The organism is Cellulomonas sp. B6, assembly GCF_001462455.1.
Taxonomy (GTDB): domain Bacteria; phylum Actinomycetota; class Actinomycetes; order Actinomycetales; family Cellulomonadaceae; genus Cellulomonas.
This window is the reverse complement of the sequence record NZ_LNTD01000153.1, coordinates 1-21,551: the sequence shown is the minus strand read 5'-3', so window position 1 is coordinate 21,551 and position 21,551 is coordinate 1. Positions and strand designations below refer to the sequence as shown.

Genomic DNA, 21,551 nt, shown 5'->3' with positions numbered 1-21,551 from the left:
CTGCCCCCGCGTCGCCCCCGGCACGAGCGCCCGTCCTCGCACCGCTCGCGCGCGCCTGCGTGCTCCAGTCGTCGACGGACAGCCCGACGGCTCCACGGACACGGGCGCGCGCGTGTCCGTGGGACCGGGGCGCTGTCCGTCGGTGGACGGGGTGGGGCATGGCTACGGTGGTTCGTCGCGTCCGACCGAAGGAGGCCCTCCTTGCCCACCTCGCCCGTGTCGTCGGCGTCGTCGCCTGCGTCGTCGTCCGAGCGGACGCTGCTCGAGACCTTCCTCGACGGCTGCCGGACCGCGCTCCCGGCCACGCTCGACGGCCTCGACGAGGAGCAGGTCCGGCGCCGGCTGGTGTCGTCGCGGACCACGCTGCTGGGGCTGCTCAAGCACCTGACCTACGTCGAGGCGTTCTGGTTCCAGCACGCCGTCACCGGGGCGTCGCTGCGCGACCTGGGTGTGGCCTCGACGCCCGACCGCTCGTTCGTGCTGCGGAAGGACGACTCGGCGGCGTCGCTGCGCGCCGCGCACGCGGCGGTGGTCGAGGCGTCCCGCGCGGCCGTGGCGGGGCGTCCGCTCGACGAGGTCGTCACCGGGCGTGGGCGGCCCGTCAGCGTCCGGTTCGTGCACCTGCAGGTGCTCAAGGAGTACGCGCAGCACACCGGCCACGCCGACATCCTGCGCGAGCAGCTGCTCGCGGGCTGACGGGCGCCGGCCGGGGCCGGACCCCTCAGCGGCGGCGCGCGACGAGCGTCGTGACGACGGGGGCGAGCAGCGCGACGGCCGACGCGACGAACGCGGCGTTCGCGACCGTCGCGTCGACGAGCGGGCCGTTGGTGCGGCCGAGGCCGATCCACGCCAGGCCCCACGCCATCGCCAGGCCGATCGGCAGCGCGACCGCGGGCCGCACCCGCGCGAAGACGGCGTACGCGACCGCGAGCGCGGCGCCCGCACCGACCACGACGACGGCCCACCCGGTCGCGCCGAGCCCGAGCTCGCCGACCTCGGCGACCGTGAGGAACGCCGCCACGTTCGCGAGCGTCGCGACGCTCACCCAGCCGAGGTACAGGCCGGTCGTCACGTCCGTCACCGCCGACGGCAGCGCCGCGGTGTGCGGCGTCCGCACGAGCCGCACCAGCACGACGGACAGCACGACGACCAGCGCGACGATGACGAGCACGCTGCCGCCCACCGACCCGGCCTGCACCACGCCGATCCACAGCGCGTTGAGCAGCATCGACGCGAGCAGCCACCACGACACGGCCCGCAGCCGCGCGTCGGACGCGTACCGCGGCAGCGCCTGCACGACCGCGAACACCAGGAGCGCGGTGTAGATGACCGACCAGATCGAGAACGCGGGGGTGTCCGGCGCGAGCGGGGTCGCGCTCGCGGAGAGCGCGCCGCCCGCGGCGTCGGCGGTCGACTGCCCGCCGAACGCGCCCGACCCGTACGCCGCACCGAGCGCGGCGACGAGCGACCCGACGAGGACGACGGCCTGCCGGACCCGGTCGCGGGTCGTGGCGGTCCCGGTGGTGGCGGTGAGGGAGGTCATGCCCCCAGCGTGCACTTGCTCAGCGTGCTGAGCATCTTGAACGCCCGCCCGGCTCCGCGGCCTGCCTAGGCTCGTGCCGTGACCACCCCCGTGCCCGTCCCCCTGGCCTCGACCGTCGTCGGTGACGCCGGTGCCCCGGTCGTCTTCCTGCACGGCCTGTTCGGGCAGGGGCGCAACTTCACGCAGATCGCCAAGGCCCTCGCGCCGGACGCGCGGTCGCTGCTGGTCGACCTCCCGAACCACGGGCGCTCGGCGTGGACGGAGCGGTTCGACTACCTCGAGGTCGCCGACGCGGTCGCGGCGCACCTGCGCGACGGGTTCGCGGCCGACGGCCCCGTGCACGTCGTGGGGCACTCGATGGGCGGCAAGGTCGCGATGGTCCTGGCGCTGCGCCACCCCGACGTCGTCGATCGGCTGGTCGTCGCGGACATCGCCCCGACCGCGCGTGGCTCGCTCGGGGAGTTCGAGCACCTGCTGGACAGCCTCGCGGCGCTCGACCTGCCGTCGCTGGCGCGCCGCTCCGACGCCGACGAGGCGCTCGCGCAGCGCGTCGACGACCCGCGCGTGCGGGGGTTCCTGCTGCAGAACCTGCGCACCGACGGCGACACGTTCCGGTGGCAGGCGAACCTCGCGCTGCTGCGCCGCGACCTGCGCACGATCGGCGGGTTCCCCGACCTGGGCGACGCGGTCGACGACGGACCCGTGCTGTGGGTGGCCGGCGAGCGCTCCGACTACGTGCGCCCGGAGGACGGCCCGACGATGCGCCGGTACTTCCCGCGCACGACGCTCGTGACGATCAAGAGCGCCGGGCACTGGGTGCACTCCGAGCAGCCCGCGGCGTTCGTGTCGGTGCTGCGCGCGTTCCTCGAGCTCGGGGCCTGACCGGAGCCGGGTGGCCGCACCTCGCCGACGATCTCGGCGACGCACCCGGGAGGCGCTCAGAGGCCGCGGCGCCGGTCGTCGACCACGCGGGCGAAGAGGCGCTCGTACTCGTCGACCATGCGGTCGGACGAGAACCGCGCGACGGCGTGGGCGCGGCACCCCGCCCGGTCGATCGTCCCGACACGCCCCACGGCGTCCACCGCGTCGGGCACGTCCCGGGCCAGGAAGCCCGACACCCCCGGTAGCACGAGCTCGGGCATGGACCCGCGCGGGTACGCGACCACCGGTGTGCCGGTCATCATCGACTCCACCACCGAGAGCCCGAACGGCTCCTCGAAGTCGATCAGGTGCAGCAGGGCGGTGGCCCCGCCCAGCAGGTCGTCGCGCTCGCGCGGCCCGACGGGCCCGACGTACCTCACGAGGTCGCCGTCGACATGAGGCAGCACCTCCCTGCGGTGGTACCCGGCGTCGTGCACGACGCCCGCGATCACCAGCGGGACGCCCGCACGACGCGCGACCTCGATCGCGGTGGCGGTGCCCTTGTCGGGGTGGATCCGGCCGAGGAACAGCAGGTAGCCCCCGTCGCCGGCACCCAGCGCGAAGGCGCCGGCGTCGATGCCGTGGTGGATCGTCGCGGCGTACGTGAGGTCCGGCCGCCGGTGCGCGTCGCTGATCGCCACGTAGTGCGCGACGTCGTCGTACGCGCGGTAGACCGGCACGATGCGCTCGGACGAGAAGCCGTGGATCGTCGTCACGACCGGCGTCGGGGTGAGCCTGCTGAAGGCCAGCGGGAGGAAGTCGAACTGGTTGCTGATGACGTCGAACTGCCCGGCACGCTCGAAGACGGCGGCGATGTGCAGGGCCTCGGCCACCTTCGCGTCGACCGAGGTGTCTTCCTCGTAGCCCGCCGGGGTGACCGCGTGCAGGCGGCCGGAGGTCGTGGAGTCGGCGGACGCGAAGAGCGTCACGTCGTGCCCTCGCGCCACGAGGCCCTCGGCGAGGGTGGAGGCGACCTGCTCCCACGGCCCGTAGCCACGCGGCGGGACGGAGTGGGCGATCGAGGCGAGCACGGCGACGCGGACGGTGGCCTCCCGGGGACGGTGCCAGGGTACGCCGCGGCCCGCGCTGCTACGCTCGAGGGACTTCGCCGCGGCTCGTGCGCGGCGCCCGGCGCCCGTCAGCGGCGCCCTCGGGGACGCGGCCTTCTCTCCTCCCACCGTGGACGGCAGCACTCTCGCTGCGTGAGCGCACCAGGGAAGAAGCCCAGGATGAGCACCCGTCTCGCAGTCGTGTCGACCTACCCGTCCACCCCGTGCGGCATCGCGACCTTCAGCGCCGCGCTGGTGACCCACCTGGCCGCCGCGGGCGCGGACGTGGGGGTCGTGCGGCTGGTCGACGCGCCCGAGGACGGCGCGCCCCCGGTGGTGCACCAGTGGGTCGCCGGCGACCCGTCGGGTGCGAGGTCCGCCGCAGCCGTGCTCGACGGCTACGACGTCGTCGTGCTCCAGCACGAGTACGGGATCTACCCGGGACCGGACGGGCAGGACGTCCTGGACCTGATGGCCCGGGTGCGGGTCCCCGTCGTGACGGTGCTGCACACCGTGCTGACCCGGCCCTCGGCGAACCAGCACCGGGTGCTCGCGGGGCTGGTCGCCCGGTCCGCGGCGCTGGTCACGATGACGTCGACCGCGCGCGACCGGCTCGTCGAGGGCTGGGGGGTGGACCCGGCGCGCGTGGTGGTCGTGCCGCACGGCGCGGAGGACAACCGGGCCCCCGGCGGCGGGGTGCAGCGGCTGCCCGAGCGGCCGGCCACGGTCCTGACCTGGGGCCTGCTGTCGGAGGGCAAGGGGATCGAGTGGGCGCTGCTGGGGCTCGCGGAGCTCCGCCGACGCACACCGCTGCCGACCTACCTCGTGGTGGGCCAGACCCACCCTCGCGTCCTGGAACGTGACGGCGAGGCGTACCGCGACCGGTTGGTCGCCCTCACGCGCGACCTCGACCTGACGGAGTCGGTGCGCTTCGACGGCCGGTACCTGTCCGGCACCGAGCTGCGCGCGGTGGTCCGCAGCGCCGACGTCGTCCTGCTGCCGTACGACTCCAGCGAGCAGGTCACCTCGGGCGTGCTCACCGAGGCCGTCGCCGCGGGGCGTCCCGTCGTGTCGACACGGTTCCCGCACGCCGTCGAGCTGCTGTCGGGCGGTGCCGGGCTGCTCGTGCCCCGGCGCGACCCCGCGGCCATCGCCGACGCCCTCGAGCGCGTGCTCACGGTCGACGGCGTCGCCGGCGAGATGGCCGCGACGGCGCAGCGCCTGGCCGACGCGATGCTGTGGCCCGCCGTGGCCCGGCAGTACCTGGGCCTCGCGGACGGCGTCCGGCACCCGGCGCTCCCGGCAGCGGTCTGATGTCGGTCGCCGTCGCCCGAGCGGCCGTGCCCGACCGCAGCGTGCGGCTCGACCACCTGCGGCGTCTGACGACCGCGACGGGGCTGTACGAGCACGCGCTGGGCACCGCGCCCCGCGTCGAGCACGGGATGTGCGTCGACGACGTCGCGCGCGCGCTCGTCGTCGTGACGCGCGTGCCCTGGCCGGACGCGGGCGTCATGACCCTCATCCGCACCTACCTGCGCTTCGTGCGGACGGCGCAACGACGCCACGGGGCGTTGCACAACCGCCGCGACGCGGCGGGCGCCTGGCTCGACACGCCGACCACCGACGACCACTGGGGGCGTGCGGTCTGGGCGTTGGGCACCGCTGCGGCCCGCCTGCCCGCGGGCCCGCTCGCGTCGGACGCGCACCGCGGCGTGTCCGAGGCGATGGCCGGCCGCTCGCCGCACCTGAGGGCCACCGCGTACGCCGCGCTCGGAGCCGTCGAGCTGCTGCGTGCCGACCCGGGCCACGCCGGGGCGTCGAGTCTCGTGCGCGACGCGCGCGACGTCCTGCCCCGAACCGGGGACGACGCGCTCTGGCCGTGGCCCGAGCCGCGCCTCACCTACGCCAACGCCGTCGTCCCCGAGGCGATGGTCGCCGTGGGCGCCGTCCTCGCGGACGAGGGACTGCTGGCCGCCGGGCTCCGCCTGCTGGGCTGGCTCGTGGCCGAGCAGACGGTCGACGGCCGGCTGTCGGTCGTGCCGGCGGGCGGCCTCGGCCCGGGTGACGCCCGGCCGGGGTTCGACCAGCAGCCGATCGAGGTCGCGGCCATCGCCGAGGGCGCCGCGACGGCCCTGAGGTTCACCGGCGAGCGGCGCTGGGCGGCGGTGCTCGAACGGTGCGCCGCCTGGTTCGAGGGCGAGAACGACACCGGTGCGCCGGTGCGGGACGTCGCCACGGGCGGTGGCTTCGACGGGCTGGAGCGTGAGGGCGTCAACCAGAACCAGGGCGCCGAGTCCACGCTCGCGTGGCTCGCCTGCGCCCAGCTGGTCGGGGCGCACCGCGCAGCGACGCCGTCGTGAGCGCCGCGCGGGACGCCCGGCGCGACCCGCCGTGGGTGCGCCGCACCGCGCACGTGCTGCGCCCCGACCCGGACCGCGTGCTGGCGCGGCTCTTCCTGCCGGGGCAGGAGATGGCGACCTCGGGGCGGTCGCGGTCCGAGGAGGTCCTGGCACGGGTGCTCGCGCTGGACGACGTCGAGGTCGACCGCGCGCTCCGCGCCCTCACGGCGGCGCACGGCCTCCGGCACCACGACCTCGTGGCGACCTGGGACGCGCACTTCGCGCTCGTGCGGCACCGGCTGCCCGGCGCGGGCGACGTGCCCGCCCACCGGCGCCGGCTCGCCGGCGCGTACTTCACGCAGGAGTACGCCCTCGAGGCGGTCGCGCTGTTCAACCCGTCGATGGTCCCGCACCCCGACCAGACCGGCCTCCCGGAGGGGACGACCCGCTTCGTCATGACCGTGCGCGCGACCGGCGAGGGGCACCTGTCGAGCCTCGGGCTGCGCACCGGGACGGTCGACGCGGCGGGCGCGGTCGCCGTCGACCCCGCACCGCAGCACGCCAGGCCACCGGTGGCCGTCGCCGCCCGGTACCGGCGCACGGCCTTCGAGCACCTGCTCGCCGACGTCGACGTGGACCAGGAGGAGGCGCGGTTCGTGCTCGACTCGCTCGGTGCGGCGTTCGACCGGGCCGACCTCGACCGGGCGCTCGGCGCCCTGCGGGAGCAGCGGCTCACCCGCGGGTCGGCGGCCCGCACCGTCGAGCAGTTCGAGCAGGTCGCGCGGCGCTGCTACGACGTCGTGTTCCCCGCGGCCTCGCACGTGAGCGAGCGGGTGCTGATGCCGCAGACGCCCGCCGAGAGCCACGGCGTCGAGGACGTGCGGATGGTGCGCTTCCAGCACCCGGACGGCGCCACCACCTACCTGGGCACCTACACGGCGTTCGACGGGCGGGACATCGCCGTCCAGCTGCTCCGGACGCGCGACTTCGTGCACTTCTCCGGTGAGCCGCTCAGCGGACCGGGCGCGGGCAACAAGGGCCTGGCCCTGTTCCCGCGGCAGGTCGCGGGCCGCTACGTCGCCCTGTCCCGCGCCGATCGCGAGAGCAACGCCGTCACGACGTCGGACGACCTGCTCCGGTGGGCCGACCCGGTGGTCGTGCAGCACCCGGAGCACCCGTGGGAGCTCGTCCAGCTCGGCAACTGCGGCTCGCCGGTCGAGACCGAACGGGGGTGGCTCGTGCTGACGCACGGCGTCGGACCGATGCGCACCTACGGGATCGGCGCGCTGCTCCTCGACCTCGACGACCCGACGCGCGTGGTCGGGCGGCTGGCGGGCCCGCTGCTGACGGCGCACGGTGCGGAGCGCTCCGGCTACGTGCCCAACGTCGTGTACTCGTGCGGGGCCATGCGGCACGGGCGCACGCTGGTGCTGCCGTACGGCAGCAGCGACAGCGTGACCCGGATCGCGCTGGTCGACCTGGACGCGCTGCTCGAGGAGATGCGTCCGACGACGTGACGGGCTCGTCCGCCGGCGGCTCTGGCGGGGGGCGCCCGATCGTGGCGCGGTCGGCGCAGCGCGCGGGCCGTCCGCGGCGGACGGACGTGCCAGGGCGGCGCCGGGTCAGCGCGGGGCTGGCCGTGTGCCCGCGGCGGGGTCGAAGTAGTCGTCGTCCTCCGCCGGGTCGTGGTGCGGCGCGGCCGGTCGCGGTGCGGCAGCCCGTGGCGTGGCGGCAGCCCCGTCGCTCGCGTCGTCGTCGGGGACGTCCGGGTCCTCGACCACGACGACGAGCGTCACGTCGTCGCCCAGCTCGACGCCCTCGGCGCGGCGGGCCGCGACCTTGAGCGGCACGAGGAACCCGCCGTCCTTCGGGAAGATCGACGTCGTGAACGTCGTCGCGCCCAGGGTGACCGTCGCGGGGACGCAGCCCCACCCGTAGGTGATGCGCGACGCGACCGCGCGCAGCCGCCGGGCCCGCGCCACCACACGACCTCACCCGAGAACCGCAGCTCCACGGCACCGAGCATGGCAGCGGACCCGTCGGGACGCAGGGCGGTACGCGTGCTCTCGACGCGCGGCGAACGCGTCCCGCGTGGGTCGCCGCGGGGGCTCGCCCCGCGGGCGACAGCCGGTCGTCGCGGTGCGCTCAGGTGCCGCAGCAGCCGTCGTCGCGGCAACCGTCGTCGCAGTGGTCGGCGGTGGGGTGCGCGGCGTCCCCTCGGGTCGGTCGGTGGCCCGGTGCGCAGCACGCGTCGCCCCGCCACGCGTCGACCCCCTCCCGGACGGCGAACGCGGCGATCACGACGGCTGCGACGGGGTCGGCCCACCACCAGCCCAGCGCGCTGTTCAGCACGAGCCCGGTGAGCAGCACCGCCGAGAGGTAGGTGCAGATCAGGGTCTGGCGGGAGTCGGCGACGGCGGAGGCCGACCCGAGCTCACGTCCGGTGCGTCGCTCGAACCAGGACAGGAACGGCATGACCGCGAGGCTGACCGCAGCCAGCACGACGCCCGTGGTGGAGTGGTCCGGCTCGGTGGCGTGCAGCAGGGTGCGGGTGGCGTCGACGGTGACGAACGCGGCCAGGCCGAAGAAGGACAGCGCGATGGTCCGCATCGCGGCGCGCTCCCGGGTGCGCGGGTCCGGGGCGGAGAACTGCCACGCGACCGCAGCCGCGGAGAGCACCTCCACGACCGAGTCCAGGCCGAAGCCGACCAGCGCCGACGAGGACGCGAGCCGCCCGGCCACCAGGGCGACCACGGCCTCGACGACGTTGTAGGCGATGGTGGTCGCCACGACCCACCGGACCCGGCGCTCGAGCAGGGCGCGGCGGACCGGGGTCAGGGGGTGCGGTGCGGTCGAGGTGCTGCTCATGCGCAGGTGCAGTCCGGGCCGCAGCACGTCGGGTCGACCGCGAGCACCAGCTGGAGCAGGTCGCCGAGCGCGTCCGGCAGGTGCGGGTCCGCCAGCCGGTACCAGACGCGACGTCCGTCCGGGATCGACTCGACCAGTCCGCAGCCCCGCAGGCAGGCGAGCTGGTTCGACATCACCTGCCGGGACACGCCCAGCGCGTCCGCCAGGTCGGACGGGTACGCGGGCGCCTCGCGCAGGGCCAGCAGGATCCGCGTGCGGGTCTCGTCGGACAGGGCGTGACCCAGGCGGGCGAGAGCAGCGGTGTGCGCCAGCGTGACCGTCTCCACGCGTCGAGAGTACACGCGATGCTGTATTCAGAGGATCGTGAACCGTGACGGTGCCTGACGGCGCCCGCCCGGTCCGTCCGCCTGAGCGCTGCGCTCGGAGCGCCGAGGCGCGACGATCGAGCGGCCCCGCGTCTCGACAGACGGCCGGCCCGCACGGCCCGTCAGCCCGCGGTGGCCCTGCGCCGCACGTGCGGGCGGTACGTGAGCTCGAGCGTGCGGCCGTCGAGCACGCGCGAGTCGAGCAGGTCGAGGTCGAGGTCGGGCGCGCCGGCGAGCACCGGGTCGGTGCCGGTCACTCCCGTGACCACGGGGAACACGGTGACCTGCACGCGGTCGACCAGCCCGGCGGCGAGCAGCGCGCGGTTGAGCGACAGGCTGCCGTGCGAGCGCAGCGGCACGTCCGACTCCTCCTTGAGGCGTGCGACCACGTCCGCCGCGGCGCCCGTCGCGACCGTCGCGTCGGGCCAGTCCAGCGGGCCCGTGAGCGACGACGACACGACCGTCGCGGGCTGCGCGCGCATGAGCCCCACCCACGCGTCGAGCGCCTCCGACGGCACGGTCGCGGCCCCGAGCATCGCGACGAACTCGCGGAACGTCGTCGCCCCGAACACCATGCGCGCGGGCGCGGCGTACAGCGCGCGGCGCCGCTCCAGCAGCTCGGGCCCCTGCTTGCCCCAGTAGCCGCCCCAGTCGCCCGGTGCGCGGAACGAGCCGAACCCGTCGAGGCTCGTGAAGACGTCGTAGGTGTAGGTCGCGGTCACGGGGCGGCTCCTCGTCGCGGTGGGCGGTGGTGTCGTGGTGGGCGAGGGTGTCGTGGTGGGCGACGGTGCAGACCGGGCCCGGGCGCGGGACTCGTCGGGAGGGAGGCGCGCGGATCGCACGCGGTGCGTCCGGCACGACGCCGCGCGCCCGTGCGCGGCCGGCCGCGGTGGCGCGGGTAGCGTCGCCGGGGTCGACGCGACGTCGCGTCGACGGGCACGGAGGGTGGCGACGTGGCACGAGTCCCGACCGAGCGGTTCGACGCGCGCGGCCTGCCGCGCTGGCGGCCCGGCGAGCACCCGTGGCTGGCCGACGCGCCGCCCGTGCCGCCGCGGGCGCGCGTGATCGTCGACAACGACTTCGCGGGCGACCCCGACGACCTGTTCCAGCTCGTGCACCACGTGCTGTCGCCCGCGGTCGAGATCCCGCTGGTCGTGTCGTCGCACCTGCGGCGTGACGCGCCGGGCCCCGCGACGACGGCGGCCGACGGGCTGCGCGTGCTCGCGGACCTGTGCGCGCGCCTGGGCCTCGACGCGGCCGACCGCCTGGTGGCCGGCGCCGAGGAGCCGCTCGTGGACGTGCGCACGCCGCGCACGTCGGCGGCGGTCGACGCGATCGTCGCCGAGGCGCTGCGCGACGACCCGCGGCCGCTGTTCTACGCCGCGGGCGGCGGGCTGACGGACCTCGCGTCGGCGTACCTGCGGCACCCCGAGATCGCGCGTCGGCTCGTGGTCGTGTGGATCGGCGGGTTCGAGCACGAGCCGCTGTCGTGGCTCGACGCGTCGGCACCCGTGACGGCCGAGTACAACCTGTCGATCGACGTGGCCGCCGCGCAGGTCGTGTTCGACGCGCCCGACCTCGAGGTGTGGCAGGTGCCGCGCAGCACGTACCGCACGTGCGTCATGTCGGACGCCGAGATGCGGGTGCGCGTGCGGGGCGCCGGGGCGCTCGGGCGGCACCTGTACGACGAGGTGCGCGCCGAGATGGTCAAGCACGAGCACCTGCGGCCGCAGGCCGAGGCGTACGTGCTCGGTGACTCGCCGCTCGTGCTGCTCACGGCGCTCGCGGACTTCTGGGAGGCGGGCCCGTCGTCGTGCGAGCACGTCGTGGTGCCCAAGCCCGCGCTCCGTGACGACGGCCGGTACGCGCCGCGCCCGGACGCGCCGCCGATGCGCGTCTACGGGCGCGTCGACGTGCGCCTCATGCACGAGGACCTGCACGCCAAGCTCGCGCTGTTCGAGCGGTGGCGTGCCGGCGCCGAGTGACGCGGGGCCCCGTGCGTCACTCCGCGACGCGGAACACGGGCCACCCGACCTCGGTGCGCCACGCGGCCGGGTCGGGCGTGTCCCGCGGCCCGACGACGTACGTCTCGCGGACCGGCCCGGCGACGGCGAGCGCGCTCTCGACGACCCACGCGCCGAGCGCGCCGTACGTGACGTCGACGTCGTCGTGCGGGCCGGCGTGCGTGGTGACCGCGAGCTCGACGGCCGGGAGCGTCGTGGCGTGCACGCGCCCCACGGGCGCTGCGAGGTCGACGGGCCGGTAGACGAGCGCGTGCCCGCGGCCGTCCTCGAACAGCGCGTTGTCGTAGAGGCCGCCGGGGGTCCCGGCGGTGCCGACGACCGCGTCGAGCTCGGCCATCGCGCCCGCGTACCAGGCGGTGACGGCGTCGTGCGTGACGTGCCCGCCCACCGCCGCGACGGGTGTCGCGGGGACGGCGCGCAGCTCGACCGCGAGCGGTGCGGGCGTGGGCGCCAGCAGCCGGCGCAGCGACGCGACGGCCGTGCGCGTGCGGTCCAGCTCGTCCTCGAGGCGGGCCAGGTGCTCGGCGACGAGCGCCGCGCGGTCCGCCGGGTCGGCCGCGTCGAGGATCCGCCGGACGTCGGCGAGCGGCACGTCGAGCTCGCGCAGCCGGTGCACGACCTGCGCGGTCGGGATCTGCTCGGGCCCGTAGGACCGGTAGCCGGTGAGGTCGTCGACCGCCGCCGGCTCGAGGATCCCCGCCTCGTGGTAGCGCCGCAGCGTGCGCACGCTCAGGTGGGTCAGCCGGGAGAACTCGCCGATGGTCAGCACGGCACCATCGTCCCCCTTCCTGCCGGGGGAGACCCGCACGCTTGACCCTCCCGCGGCGCGACGCCGCAGCCTCGGGGCATGACGACACCGACCAGCATCGCGACCACCGACCTGCCCGCGACCGTGCGGGACTACCTCGCCGCCCACACGGCGCGCGACACCGACGCCGCCCTCGCGGCGTTCACCGCGACGGCCGTGGTCGTCGACGACGGGCACACCTACCGCGGCACCGACGAGGTCCGCGGGTTCCTCGCCGACGCGGGCGGCGAGTTCACGTACACGACCGACCTGGTCGCGGCGCAGCGCGTCGACGCGGACCGCTGGACCGCGACGCTGCACCTGGAGGGCGACTTCCCCGGAGGTGTCGTCGACCTCGTGTACCGGTTCGTGCTGGCGGGCGACCGGATCGCGGAGCTGGTCATCGCCCCCTGACGGCGACCACGCACCGGGGAGCGTCGGCTACCGCTGGGCCGCCCAGACCAGCACGTGCGTGCCGTCCACGGCGTGCAGCTCGACCCCGGTCTCCAGGCCCCGCTCGACGTCGTGGGGCTGGGCCGCGCCGATCTCCCACGTGCCGTCCGGCTGCTCGGAGGTCAGCGCGGGCCCGGTAGAGACGTCGGGCGGCAGGGCCGTCGCGGCGTCGCCGGCCAGCACGCAGACCGACCCGTCGGTGCCCGCGTACGCGCTCGCGCCGCCCGGCAGCGTGGTCACGGCGCCGACCGGCGCCTCGTCGCACGCGTAGGCGGGCGTGGGCAGCGGCGGCTCGCCCAGCGGTAGCGTCGCGACGACGGCCCACGCGACGAGCGCCGCCGCGCCCGCCGCGGGCAGCAGGCGTCGCGGCGACGGCAGCGACGCGCGCCGGGCGACCAGCAGCGCGAGCCCGGTGGCGGTCAGGCCCAGCACGCCGCCGATCGTGTTGAGCAGGATGTCGTTGACGTCGAACGCGCGCCACGCCCAGCCGACCGACGCGGACACGGCCAGCTGGACGGTCTCGATCGTGACCGTCACTGCGACGCACGTCAGCACGAGCGCCTCGTACCGCCACCGCACGACGAGCGGCAGGAGCACGCCGAGCGGCAGCGTCATGAGGACGTTGCGCTGCACCTCCCAGCTGCCCAGGAGGTCCGGGTCGCGCAGCGTGAGCTCCCAGCGGGGGCCGTCGCCGCGCGGGGTCTGCTCGAACGGCAGCGGCAGGAACGCCGCGGCGGCCAGGATCACGAGGTACACCGCGAACAGCACGGTGGCGACGAGCCGCAGGCGCGGCGTGCGGTACGGGCGGCGGTCGGTGCCGTCCTGCCCGGTGCGTCGGTCGGCGTGCCGCTCCGCCTGCTGGTCGGGACGCTCGTCGAGGTGCTGCTGGGTCACGGCACCAGCCTCGCCGTGCGGCGCGCCGTGCGCGTCCCCCGTCAGCCGGATCCTGGGGTCAGACCTTGGGAGGAGGGGCCGGTCGCAGGCGACGGACGTGTCGGGGTGCGGGTCAGGCCTCGTCGCCGGGCGGGACGGTCCCGCTGGGCAGGCTGTGCCACGTGTCGTAGGCGATCGCGGCGACCGCCTCGGCGTCGCCGGCGGCGCAGAGCCGGATGAGCTCGTCGTGCTGGCTCACGGACGCGCGCCCGTCGATCGAGCCGAAGCGCAGCATCTCGGCGCGGCGGATCACGGGCGTGAACTGCTCGAGCACGGTCTCCAGCGCGTGGTTGCCCGCGAGCCGCACGAGCACGCCGTGCAGCTCGTCGTCGGCGGCGAGCGCGGCCTCGACGTCGCCCGCCTCGACGGCCGTGGCGAACCGCGTGTTGGCGGCGCGCATCTGCTCGAGGTGCGCGGGGGTGAGCGCGGCGACGGACTCGCGCGCCGCGACCTCGTGCATCGCGGCGACGACGTCGCGGGCGTCGCGGACGTCGCGGCTGTCGAGCGGGCTGACGATCGTCGAGCGGCCCGGGTGGGCGAGCACGAGCCCGCCCTGGGCCAGCCGCAGCAGCGCCTCACGGACGGGGGTGCGGCTGACGCCGAGCCAGGCGGCGAGGTCGAGGTCCCGCAGCTGCTCGCCGGGGGCGAGGGTGCCGTCGACGATCGCGTCGCGCAGGCGTCGGTAGACGTCGTCGCGCAGCAGGCTGCGTCCGACGCTCGCGTCGGTGGCCGGGATCGGCACGGGGACCTCCAGGGACGGAACCGGATCTCGCGGACAGTCTTGCCCATCGCCATTCAGTATGTAATATATCGGATACCGCCAGCCGCTCCTGCGGCCGGCCCGCACCACGCAACCCCGGTCGGCACCGCGCCGCCCGCGAGCAGAGGGGACGATCCGATGAGCACGAGCACCTCCCAGCACGGCCCGCAGACCACCCCGACCGTCGTGCTGGTGCACGGCGCGTTCGCCGACTCCTCCAGCTGGAACGACGTCGTCGCCCGCCTCCACGCCCACGGCTACCCGGTGGTCGCGGTCGCCAACCCGCTGCGCAGCCTGCAGGGCGACGCCGCCTACGTCCGCGACGTCCTCGACTCGATCGACGGGCCGATCGTCCTCGCGGGCCACTCCTACGGCGGCAGCGTCCTGTCCGAGGCCGCCGTCGGGCACGCCGGCGTGAAGGCCCTCGTGTTCGTCGCGAGCTTCCTGCTCGACGAGGGCGAGAGCACCGGCGACCTCGCCGGCAAGTTCCCCGGCAACGAGCTCGGCACCGCGCTGCGGCCCGTCCCCGTGCGCACGCCCGACGGCGGCACCGCCGACGACCTGTACATCGAGCAGGACAAGTTCCAGCCGATCTTCGCCGCCGACGTCCCCGCCGACGTCGCCGCCCTCATGGCCGCCACGCAGCGGCCCATCCTCGCCGGTGCGCTCGCCGACGCCGCGACCCGTGCCGCGTGGAAGGACGTCCCCTCGTGGACGCTCGTCACCCGGCAGGACCTCGCGGTGCCCGCCGAGGCGCAGCGGTACATGGCCGAGCGCGCGTCGTCGCACGTCGTCGAGGTCGACGCGTCGCACGCCGTGACCGTCTCGCGGCCCGACGTCGTCGCCGACCTTGTCCACGAGGCCGCGCGGGCCACGGCCTGACCCGGCACGGCCCTGACCGGCCCTGACCGGCCTCGACCGGCCCCGACGAGTTCCGCCGTCGGGGCCGGTCGACACCCGGGAGACCCCGAGCACGGAGGACCCGCGATGCCCGACGTCGTCTACTCCCTCACCGCCTCGCTCGACGGCTACGTCGTCGGCCCCGACGGCCGCTTCGACTGGGCCGCGCCACCGCCCGACGTGTTCGCGCTGGCGACCGACGAGGTCCGTGGCCTCGGCGTGCACCTGCTGGGGCGGCGCCTCTACGAGACGATGGAGTACTGGCGCGACGTCGACCCGGCGTCGCTCGACGACGCCGAGCGCGAGTTCGCCGCGCTGTGGAACGCGCTGCCGAAGGTCGTCTTCTCCCGCACCCTGACCGACGTGCGCGGCCCCGCGCGCCTCGCGACCGACGACCTGGCCACCGAGGTCGCGCGGCTGCGTGACGAGGTCGACGGCGACATCGCGATCGGTGGCGCCGACCTCGCGCACCAGGCCGCCGGGCTCGGCCTGATCGACGAGTACCGCGTGCGCGTCCTGCCCGTGCTGGTGGGCGGCGGCACGCCGTACTTCGCGCACGACGCGCGGCAGGTGCCGCTGCGGACCGTCGAGTGCCGCCCGTACGGCGGGGGCGTGGTGTACCTGCGGCACCGCGTGGTCCGCGCGGCCGACGACGACGCCTGACCGCACGCTGCGCACCCCGCGGCCCCCCGGCGCGGGCCGCCCGACGTGGTCGCTCGTCGCGCGGATCGCCGCAGGTCAGGGACCATGGAGCATGGCTCCCGCGCTCTTGGCCCTCTCGCCCCTCCGCCGCACCCCGGGCACCCGCTCCCGGCGGTCGCTCGTCCGCGGGCCGGTGGCCGCGCTGCTGCTCGTGGTCCCGCTCGCGGCCTGCGGCGGCGGTGACGACGGCGCCGCGCCGGCGGCGTCGGGCACGTCGTCCGCGTCCCCGAGCGCCACGCCGACGCCGACGCCCACCCCCGAGCCGACACCCACCGGGCCCGTCGAGATCGGCGCGCGCCTGGACATCACGGCGCCCGGTGCCGTGCTCGGCGCGGGCGACGCGGCCGTGATCGAGATGCACAACGGGTTCGACCCCGCGGGGCCGGCGTACTCGGAGGCGCAGGTCACGTCCCGGTTCGTGGGCGTCACCGTCGCCGACCCCGCGGACCTCGCCGGCGTCGACCTGGACACGCCGATCGACCCGGCCGCCGAGACGGTCTACTACGTCCGCACGCAGCACACCCTGGAGTGGGCGCGCGGCCTGAGCCTCACGACGGTGTCACCGCCGCACGTGCGCGCGTGGGACGTCGACGGCGCCGGGGCGCCGGACCTGCTGGTGTTCGGGACGTTCCCGGCCTGCGAGGGCGGACGGTTCACCGACAGGACGCCCGGCGAGACGGTGGAGTCGTGCGACATCGTCGTGCTGCCGAGCGCGCAGACCCTCGGGTACGTCGGCGTGCCGGAGAACCCGCAGCTCACGCGCGACGCGCACGAGGAGTTCGAGGTGCAGCCCGTGCTGTGGCAGGTGCCGGCCGCGGGCTGAGGTCGGCACGGCACCGCGCGGCGGAGCCGGAGGTCGGGGCGCGCCGAGGTCAGAGCGTCCGGTAGTGGTCGACCGCGGGGAGCAGCTCGACCGGCACCTCCGGCAGCAGGTCGGTGAGCCAGCGCGCCATCTCCGCCATGCCCTGCTCCTCCGACGGCGTGTGCCCCACGACCACGAGCCCCGCACTCACGCCCGCCGCGACCGCGTCGGCCGCGTACTCGCCGGTCTCCCACTCGTGGCCCTCGCCGATCACGACCACGTCGACGTCGGGGCGGGCGAGCAGGGCCCGGTTCTTGGCGAAGCCGAGGAAGCCGGGCTGCAGCGCCACGCTCGACACGCGGCTCGTCGGGTCGCCGACGTACCGCAGCGCGCGCGCCCCCAGCCGGTCGGCGACGTGCGCGGCGAGCTCGCCGAGCGTCGTCGGCGGCAGGTCGTAGACCCCCGGGTCGTCCGGGCGCTCGGCGTCGAGCCAGCCCAGCGCGCGCGCCTGGCCGGTGAGGACGCCGTCGGGTCGACGGTCGTGCCACTGGTCGTGCTGGCGCAGCACGCGCAGCCCGTGCTCGGCGACGAACGCCGCCTTGGCGCGGTGCACCGGGTCGTCCTCGGCGACGAGCGTCGGCTCGGACGTGCCCGCGTGGTCGAAGTACAGCGGCTCGTGCGTGAGCACCAGGTCCAGGCCGCGGTCGACGGCCGCGCGCAGCACGTCGAACGTCGCCATCACGGTCACGGCCACGCCCCGCACGGGCGCGTCGGCGTCGCCCGCGAGGAACCCGTCCACCGTCGTCGTCCGCAGCGGCACGCCCACGTGCTCGACGATCCGCTCCGCCACCTGCCGCGCCGTCACAGCCATCGGGCCACCCTAGCGACGCGGCGCCGTCGGGGGAGCGGGGTCCGGGGAACGCGACGAAGCGTTTCGACGCCTGGTGCGGAGCACCGCGGCGACGAAGGGTGCACGGACCACCCGTCGTCACCGAGGAGCACCCCATGACCCGCACCCCGCCCCTGCGCCGCGTCGTCGCGGTGCTCGGCGCCCTCGCGCTCGGAGCCGGCATGGCCGTCGGCTCGGTCGCGCTGGCCGCGCCCGCCGCCGCGCACGGCGCCGTGTCCGACCCGCCCGCGCGCGTCTACGGCTGCTGGGAGCGGTGGGCGAGCAACCACACGAACCCCGCGATGCAGACGCAGGACCCGCAGTGCTGGGACGCGTGGCAGGCGAACCCGCAGGCCATGTGGAACTGGAACGGGATCTTCAAGGAGGGTGCGAACGGGAACCACGAGCAGTCGGTGCCCGACGGACGCCTGTGCTCGGCGGACAACGACCTGTACGCCGCGGCCGACGACCCGGGCCCGTGGCGCACGACGCCCGAGCCGTACGACTTCCGGCTCACGCTCCACGACCCGTCGAACCACGGTGCGGACTACCTGAAGGTCTACGTGACCAAGCAGGGGTACGACGCGCTCACCGAGCCGCTGACGTGGGCGGACCTCGAGCTCGTGAAGACCACCGGCCGGTACGCGCCGTCCAGCCCGTACGTCACCGACGTGAGCATCCCGCGCGACCGCACGGGCCACCACGTCGTCTTCACGATCTGGCAGGCCAGCCACCTCGACCAGCCGTACTACCAGTGCAGCGACGTGACGTTCGGCGGCACGACGACCCCGACGCCGACCCCGACACCCACCCCGACGGCGACGCCCACGCCGACCCCGACGCCGACCGTGACGCCCACGCCGACGCCGACCGTGACCCCCACGCCCACCCCGACGCCCACGCAGCAGCCCGTCGGCGGCTGCACCGCGACGGTCGCGGTCGTCAGCGCGTGGACCGGCGGGTACCAGGCGACCGTGACGGTGACGGCCGGGTCGTCCGCGATCGGCGGCTGGAAGGCCACCGTGTCCGGCGCGACCATCACGCAGGCGTGGAACGGCACGGCGTCCGGCAGCACGATCAGCTCGGCGTCGTGGAACGGGGCGCTCGCACCCGGGGGCACCGCGTCCGCCGGGTTCCTGGGCAGCGGCAGCCCCAGCGGGCTGACCGCGACCTGCAGCGCGACCTGACCGGTCCGCACCGACCGGCCGACGACGGGGCCGCACGTCCGACGGGACGTGCGGCCCCGTCCGCCTGCCATGATCGGGCGGTGCTCGCCGACCGCCGTGCCCGCCACGACCGGGTCGCGGCCGCCCTCGCGGGTCTCGACGACGACGCGCTGGGCGCGCTGCTGGCCGACGGCACCGACGGCTCGGTGGGCGTCGGCGGCGGCACGTCGGTGGTCGACGTCGACGGGGTCGCGGTCTTCGCCAAGCGGGTGCCCGTCACGGCGCGCGAGCTCGCGCACCCGGGCAGCACCGCCGACCTGCACGGTCTGCCGATGGCCTGCCGGTACGGCATGTTCCCGCTGGCCGGGCCGGGCGTCGGCGCGTGGCGCGAGCTGGCCGCGAACCGGGTCGTCACCGCGGGCGTGCTGGCGGGGGAGACGGAGTCGTTCGCGCTGCTGCACCACTGGCGCGTGCTGCCGGGCCGGCCGCCCGTCGCCGACGAGCAGCGCGACGTCGACACGGTGGTCGCGCAGTTCGGCGGGTCGCCGGCCGTGCGCGAGCGGCTCGAGGAGCTCGCGGCCGCGACGTCGAGCCTCGTGCTGCTCTCCGAGCACGTGCCGTCGCCCTTGCTCGACACGGTGCCGGACCCCGTGGCCGCGGCGGAGCGCGTCGAGCGGCAGCTCGGCGACGTCGTCGCGTTCCTCCGTCGCCACGCGCTGCTGCACCTCGACGCGCACCTGGGCAACCTGCGCGCCGACGGCGACCGGCTCGCCCTGGTCGACTTCGGCCTCGCGACGTCGGCCCGGTTCGAGCTGACGGACGACGAGCGCGCGTTCGTCGCCGCGAACGTCGACCACGACGCCGACTACGTCGCCATGCGCCTGGTGAACTGGCTGGTCACGACCGTGTGCGGGGTGCCGGGTCCGACGGCCGGGCCGCCGGTCGAGCGCAACGCGTACGTGCGGCGGTGCGCGACGCGCGGCGTACCGGGCGACGTCCCGGCGCCCGTGGCGGGCGTCCTCGCGCGGCACGCGGCCGCGGCGGCCCGCATGAACGCGTTCGTCGCGCGGCTGCACGACGGCGACCTCGACGCCCGGTACGCCCCGACGCGCGGCTGACCGGCAGCCCACCGGACGTCGTCCAGCACCTGGGACGTCCCCCGCGCGACACCGGGCTCAGTGCCGTTCTGCGCGCTGTGAGCACCGCCAGCCCGGTCTCGACGAGCGCGCCGTCCACGAGGTGGGCGGCAAGCTCCGCCCGGTGCGGTCTGCGCACCGCGCGCGACCGGTCACGCCTCCCCGGTTGCGGGACCGCCCGACCCCGTGCAGGTTGGCGACCGTCCGGACGGCGCGCACGCGGTGTCGTCCGACGGACCGACCGGGTGCGCGTCGCGCGGCGCCCGGCCCACCAGCGACGACGCCTCCCGGGCACCCGCGTGCCCGGCGACGGTGCCGTCCGAGCAAGGAGACCCATGCGCAGCCGTCCGTCGTCCGCCCTCGTCGTCCCGCTCCTCGCCCTGACCGGCGGCCCGCGCGCCGCGGCCCGCGGCGGCCGCGCGCTGGCGGTGGGCGTGGTCGTGACCGCGCTCGCGCTGACCGGCTGCTCGTCCGACGACGCGCCCGACGACGCCCCCGAGGCGACCACGACCACGACGGCCGCCACCACGACGCCGGACCCCACGCCGACGCCGTCCGCCACGGAGCCCGCCGCACCGGCGGTCGACGCGCTCTCGGACGAGGACCTGACGGCGCTGTTCACGCGGATCCAGTTCCCGCCCGGGCGGTACGCCGGCACCACCGAGATGGTGCAGTCGGTCTACCCGGGCCTCACGGTCTCGGACCCGGCGTGCCTCGCGCCGTTCGGCCTGGGCTGGGAGACGCAGGCCGGGGACGCGGCCGTCGTGTACGGCACGAGCAACGACCGGTCGATGACGGCCGTCGTCGTGAGCGCCGCCGACCCGCAGGTCGCGCAGGGCCTGCTGACGGGCGCCGACGACGCGCTCGGGACGTGCGCGGACACCGCGTCGATCGCGATGGGCGGCACACCCGTGCAGGTGCGCCTCGAGCGCACCGAGCCCGAGCTCACCGGCACCGACGAGACGCTGGGCTGGACAGCGACCGGGGACCTGGGCGGCGCGCCGTTCACGCTCGTCGGCATCACCGCGCGCGTCGGCGGCAGCGTCGTCGCGCTCGTCGGCTGGGACCCCGCGACGAGCGCCGACTACGTGCCGCAGGCGACGCAGATGTTCGTCGACGGGCTCTGACGGGTGCGCGCGGGTGCGGGGACGGACACGGGTGCGGGCGTGACGGTCGTCGTCACGGGCCACTGGCTCTCCGCGTGGTTCCTGCGCCTGCTCGCGCGGCCGTGGGTGGTCGTCGACGGCGAGGAGCGGCGCGTGCGCTGGGGCGAGCCGACGCCGGTCGCGCTGCCCGAGCAGCCCGTGCTGGTCGGTGCGGGCGTGCGGTACCTGGGCCGTGGGCCGCTGCTCGGGTGCGAGCAGGAGCCGTACGGCGGGCACCTCGGTGCGCGCAGCGGTGCGCCGCGGCTCACGCTGCGCAACGGCTTCTGGAACCACACGCCGTTCCGCCTGGTGCGCGACGCCTGACGCGGGTTCCTACGCGAGCGACAGGAACAGCTTCTCGAGCTTCGCGACGTCGAGCGTCGGGTCCTCGTCGGCGCCGTCCTGCGTGCCCTGCGGCGGCGTGAGGCACTGCTTCATGCCCGTCGCGATGATCGCGAACCCGGCCCGGTCGAGCGCGCGGGACACGGCCGACAGCTGCATGACGACGTCCTCGCAGTCGGCGCCCTCGTCGATCATGCGGATCACGGCGGTCAGCTGCCCCTGGGCGCGCTTGAGCCGGTTGCCGACCTTCGTCATCTCCGCGGGGTCGAGCTCCATGAGGTCCTCCTGTCGTCGGTGGCGGGCCGCGTCAGCGGCAGGTGCACTGCTGGTCGCGGGGCACGTCGGCCATGACGGCGTCGGCGTGCTGGCCGCAGCCGGTCCAGGTGGTCTTGCCGCAGGTCTGGCACGTGGCGGGGCTGCACATGGT

At 75.9% G+C, this 21,551-nt stretch carries 25 protein-coding genes; 14 read left to right on the top strand and 11 right to left on the bottom strand.

Features of this window, described 5'->3' with window-relative positions; translation table 11 throughout:
* The first annotated feature begins 201 nt into the window (after positions 1-201).
* On the top strand, positions 202-696 hold the full coding sequence (locus ATM99_RS13805) for a DinB family protein (RefSeq protein ID WP_223305089.1): 495 nt from the start codon (positions 202-204) through the stop codon (positions 694-696).
* 25 nt (positions 697-721) lie between these two features.
* Here the strand turns inward: ATM99_RS13805 and ATM99_RS13800 are convergent, their stop codons facing one another.
* Positions 722-1,543 carry a tryptophan-rich sensory protein gene (locus ATM99_RS13800; protein ID WP_062103451.1) on the bottom strand — a complete coding sequence of 274 codons (822 nt, stop codon included), beginning with the start codon at positions 1,541-1,543 and terminating at the stop codon, positions 722-724.
* Between the two features lie 78 nt (positions 1,544-1,621).
* Between ATM99_RS13800 and ATM99_RS13795 the strand changes: the two genes are divergently transcribed.
* Complete coding sequence (locus tag ATM99_RS13795; RefSeq protein WP_062103450.1) at positions 1,622-2,425, top strand: alpha/beta fold hydrolase; 804 nt, start codon at positions 1,622-1,624, stop codon at positions 2,423-2,425.
* 56 nt (positions 2,426-2,481) lie between these two features.
* On the opposite strand, the gene ATM99_RS13790 is transcribed toward ATM99_RS13795, so the two are convergent.
* Complete coding sequence (locus ATM99_RS13790; RefSeq protein WP_062103449.1) at positions 2,482-3,495, bottom strand: glycosyltransferase family 4 protein; 1,014 nt, start codon at positions 3,493-3,495, stop codon at positions 2,482-2,484.
* Between the two features lie 198 nt (positions 3,496-3,693).
* On the opposite strand from ATM99_RS13790, the gene ATM99_RS13785 reads away from it, so the two are divergent.
* The 3 genes from ATM99_RS13785 to ATM99_RS13775 are packed head-to-tail and all read left to right on the top strand — an operon-like array spanning position 3,694 to position 7,369.
* Positions 3,694-4,827, top strand: a complete 1,134-nt coding sequence (locus ATM99_RS13785) for a glycosyltransferase (protein ID WP_062103448.1) — start codon at positions 3,694-3,696, stop codon at positions 4,825-4,827.
* A 26-nt stretch (positions 4,828-4,853) separates the two neighbouring features.
* Complete coding sequence (locus ATM99_RS13780) at positions 4,854-5,873, top strand: glycosyltransferase (protein ID WP_223305087.1); 1,020 nt, start codon at positions 4,854-4,856, stop codon at positions 5,871-5,873.
* Positions 5,870-7,369 carry a glycoside hydrolase family 130 protein gene (locus ATM99_RS13775; protein WP_223305086.1) on the top strand — a complete coding sequence of 500 codons (1,500 nt, stop codon included), beginning with the start codon at positions 5,870-5,872 and terminating at the stop codon, positions 7,367-7,369. The genes ATM99_RS13780 and ATM99_RS13775 overlap by 4 nt, the downstream gene beginning before the upstream one ends.
* A 105-nt stretch (positions 7,370-7,474) precedes the next feature.
* Here the strand turns inward: ATM99_RS13775 and ATM99_RS19930 are convergent, their stop codons facing one another.
* The 4 genes from ATM99_RS19930 to ATM99_RS13755 all read right to left on the bottom strand — a co-directional run bounded on the left by ATM99_RS19930 (position 7,475) and on the right by ATM99_RS13755 (position 9,807).
* Positions 7,475-7,834, bottom strand: coding sequence for a DUF1905 domain-containing protein (locus ATM99_RS19930; protein WP_369798087.1), 360 nt, complete (start codon positions 7,832-7,834; stop codon positions 7,475-7,477).
* A 163-nt stretch (positions 7,835-7,997) separates the two neighbouring features.
* Complete coding sequence (locus ATM99_RS13765) at positions 7,998-8,720, bottom strand: cation transporter (protein WP_062103470.1); 723 nt, start codon at positions 8,718-8,720, stop codon at positions 7,998-8,000.
* On the bottom strand, positions 8,717-9,046 hold the full coding sequence (locus ATM99_RS13760) for a helix-turn-helix transcriptional regulator (RefSeq protein WP_062103446.1): 330 nt from the start codon (positions 9,044-9,046) through the stop codon (positions 8,717-8,719). The genes ATM99_RS13765 and ATM99_RS13760 overlap by 4 nt, the downstream gene beginning before the upstream one ends.
* A gap of 161 nt (positions 9,047-9,207) precedes the next feature.
* Positions 9,208-9,807 (bottom strand): dihydrofolate reductase family protein, encoded by a 600-nt coding sequence (locus ATM99_RS13755; RefSeq protein WP_062103445.1) that lies wholly within the window; start codon positions 9,805-9,807, stop codon positions 9,208-9,210.
* A 231-nt stretch (positions 9,808-10,038) separates the two neighbouring features.
* Here ATM99_RS13755 and ATM99_RS13750 point away from each other — a divergent pair, with 231 nt between their 5' ends.
* Positions 10,039-11,070, top strand: coding sequence for a nucleoside hydrolase (locus ATM99_RS13750; protein ID WP_062103444.1), 1,032 nt, complete (start codon positions 10,039-10,041; stop codon positions 11,068-11,070).
* A gap of 16 nt (positions 11,071-11,086) precedes the next feature.
* On the opposite strand, the gene ATM99_RS13745 is transcribed toward ATM99_RS13750, so the two are convergent.
* Positions 11,087-11,878, bottom strand: a complete 792-nt coding sequence (locus ATM99_RS13745) for a MerR family transcriptional regulator (protein WP_062103443.1) — start codon at positions 11,876-11,878, stop codon at positions 11,087-11,089.
* A gap of 78 nt (positions 11,879-11,956) precedes the next feature.
* Here ATM99_RS13745 and ATM99_RS13740 point away from each other — a divergent pair, with 78 nt between their 5' ends.
* Entirely contained in the window at positions 11,957-12,310 is a 354-nt protein-coding gene (locus tag ATM99_RS13740) for a nuclear transport factor 2 family protein (RefSeq protein WP_062103442.1), read from the top strand.
* Between the two features lie 27 nt (positions 12,311-12,337).
* Here ATM99_RS13740 and ATM99_RS13735 read toward each other — a convergent pair whose 3' ends face one another.
* Complete coding sequence (locus ATM99_RS13735; protein ID WP_062103441.1) at positions 12,338-13,243, bottom strand: VanZ family protein; 906 nt, start codon at positions 13,241-13,243, stop codon at positions 12,338-12,340.
* A 112-nt stretch (positions 13,244-13,355) separates the two neighbouring features.
* Positions 13,356-14,024, bottom strand: a complete 669-nt coding sequence (locus ATM99_RS13730) for a GntR family transcriptional regulator (protein ID WP_062103440.1) — start codon at positions 14,022-14,024, stop codon at positions 13,356-13,358.
* Between the two features lie 156 nt (positions 14,025-14,180).
* Here ATM99_RS13730 and ATM99_RS13725 point away from each other — a divergent pair, with 156 nt between their 5' ends.
* From ATM99_RS13725 to ATM99_RS13715, 3 genes are all read left to right on the top strand, one after another.
* The gene (locus ATM99_RS13725; RefSeq protein WP_062103439.1) at positions 14,181-14,924 is read left to right on the top strand and encodes an alpha/beta fold hydrolase; all 744 of its coding nucleotides are present in this window, start codon (positions 14,181-14,183) and stop codon (positions 14,922-14,924) included.
* Positions 14,925-15,029: 105 nt separating this feature from the next.
* Complete coding sequence (locus tag ATM99_RS13720; protein WP_062103438.1) at positions 15,030-15,605, top strand: dihydrofolate reductase family protein; 576 nt, start codon at positions 15,030-15,032, stop codon at positions 15,603-15,605.
* A 91-nt stretch (positions 15,606-15,696) separates the two neighbouring features.
* Positions 15,697-16,467 (top strand): hypothetical protein, encoded by a 771-nt coding sequence (locus tag ATM99_RS13715; protein WP_150118296.1) that lies wholly within the window; start codon positions 15,697-15,699, stop codon positions 16,465-16,467.
* A gap of 49 nt (positions 16,468-16,516) precedes the next feature.
* Here ATM99_RS13715 and ATM99_RS13710 read toward each other — a convergent pair whose 3' ends face one another.
* The gene (locus tag ATM99_RS13710) at positions 16,517-17,317 is read right to left on the bottom strand and encodes a Nif3-like dinuclear metal center hexameric protein (RefSeq protein WP_062103436.1); all 801 of its coding nucleotides are present in this window, start codon (positions 17,315-17,317) and stop codon (positions 16,517-16,519) included.
* 134 nt (positions 17,318-17,451) lie between these two features.
* Between ATM99_RS13710 and ATM99_RS13705 the strand changes: the two genes are divergently transcribed.
* The 4 genes from ATM99_RS13705 to ATM99_RS13690 all read left to right on the top strand — a co-directional run bounded on the left by ATM99_RS13705 (position 17,452) and on the right by ATM99_RS13690 (position 21,106).
* Positions 17,452-18,522 carry a lytic polysaccharide monooxygenase gene (locus tag ATM99_RS13705; RefSeq protein ID WP_062103469.1) on the top strand — a complete coding sequence of 357 codons (1,071 nt, stop codon included), beginning with the start codon at positions 17,452-17,454 and terminating at the stop codon, positions 18,520-18,522.
* A gap of 80 nt (positions 18,523-18,602) precedes the next feature.
* Positions 18,603-19,619 (top strand): hypothetical protein, encoded by a 1,017-nt coding sequence (locus ATM99_RS13700; protein WP_062103435.1) that lies wholly within the window; start codon positions 18,603-18,605, stop codon positions 19,617-19,619.
* A 353-nt stretch (positions 19,620-19,972) separates the two neighbouring features.
* Positions 19,973-20,764 (top strand): hypothetical protein, encoded by a 792-nt coding sequence (locus ATM99_RS19400; RefSeq protein ID WP_062103434.1) that lies wholly within the window; start codon positions 19,973-19,975, stop codon positions 20,762-20,764.
* A gap of 39 nt (positions 20,765-20,803) precedes the next feature.
* A complete protein-coding gene (locus ATM99_RS13690) occupies positions 20,804-21,106 on the top strand; it encodes a hypothetical protein (RefSeq protein ID WP_150118295.1) in 303 nt (100 codons plus the stop codon).
* 9 nt (positions 21,107-21,115) lie between these two features.
* Here ATM99_RS13690 and ATM99_RS13685 read toward each other — a convergent pair whose 3' ends face one another.
* Complete coding sequence (locus ATM99_RS13685; protein WP_062103432.1) at positions 21,116-21,400, bottom strand: metal-sensitive transcriptional regulator; 285 nt, start codon at positions 21,398-21,400, stop codon at positions 21,116-21,118.
* Between the last annotated feature and the right edge of the window lie 151 nt (positions 21,401-21,551).

Bases quoted from the DNA above. Each gene is read 5' to 3' on its own strand.
- ATM99_RS13800 (WP_062103451.1), bottom strand. From the start codon at position 1,543: ATGACCTCCCTCACCGCCACCACCGGGACCGCCACGACCCGCGACCGG.
- ATM99_RS13785 (WP_062103448.1), top strand. From the start codon at position 3,694: ATGAGCACCCGTCTCGCAGTCGTGTCGACCTACCCGTCCACCCCGTGC.
- ATM99_RS13765 (WP_062103470.1), bottom strand. From the start codon at position 8,720: ATGAGCAGCACCTCGACCGCACCGCACCCCCTGACCCCGGTCCGCCGC.
- ATM99_RS13740 (WP_062103442.1), top strand. From the start codon at position 11,957: ATGACGACACCGACCAGCATCGCGACCACCGACCTGCCCGCGACCGTG.
- ATM99_RS13725 (WP_062103439.1), top strand. From the start codon at position 14,181: ATGAGCACGAGCACCTCCCAGCACGGCCCGCAGACCACCCCGACCGTC.
- ATM99_RS13720 (WP_062103438.1), top strand. From the start codon at position 15,030: ATGCCCGACGTCGTCTACTCCCTCACCGCCTCGCTCGACGGCTACGTC.
- ATM99_RS13715 (WP_150118296.1), top strand. From the start codon at position 15,697: ATGGCTCCCGCGCTCTTGGCCCTCTCGCCCCTCCGCCGCACCCCGGGC.
- ATM99_RS13710 (WP_062103436.1), bottom strand. From the start codon at position 17,317: ATGGCTGTGACGGCGCGGCAGGTGGCGGAGCGGATCGTCGAGCACGTG.
- ATM99_RS13705 (WP_062103469.1), top strand. From the start codon at position 17,452: ATGACCCGCACCCCGCCCCTGCGCCGCGTCGTCGCGGTGCTCGGCGCC.
- ATM99_RS19400 (WP_062103434.1), top strand. From the start codon at position 19,973: ATGCGCAGCCGTCCGTCGTCCGCCCTCGTCGTCCCGCTCCTCGCCCTG.
- ATM99_RS13685 (WP_062103432.1), bottom strand. From the start codon at position 21,400: ATGGAGCTCGACCCCGCGGAGATGACGAAGGTCGGCAACCGGCTCAAG.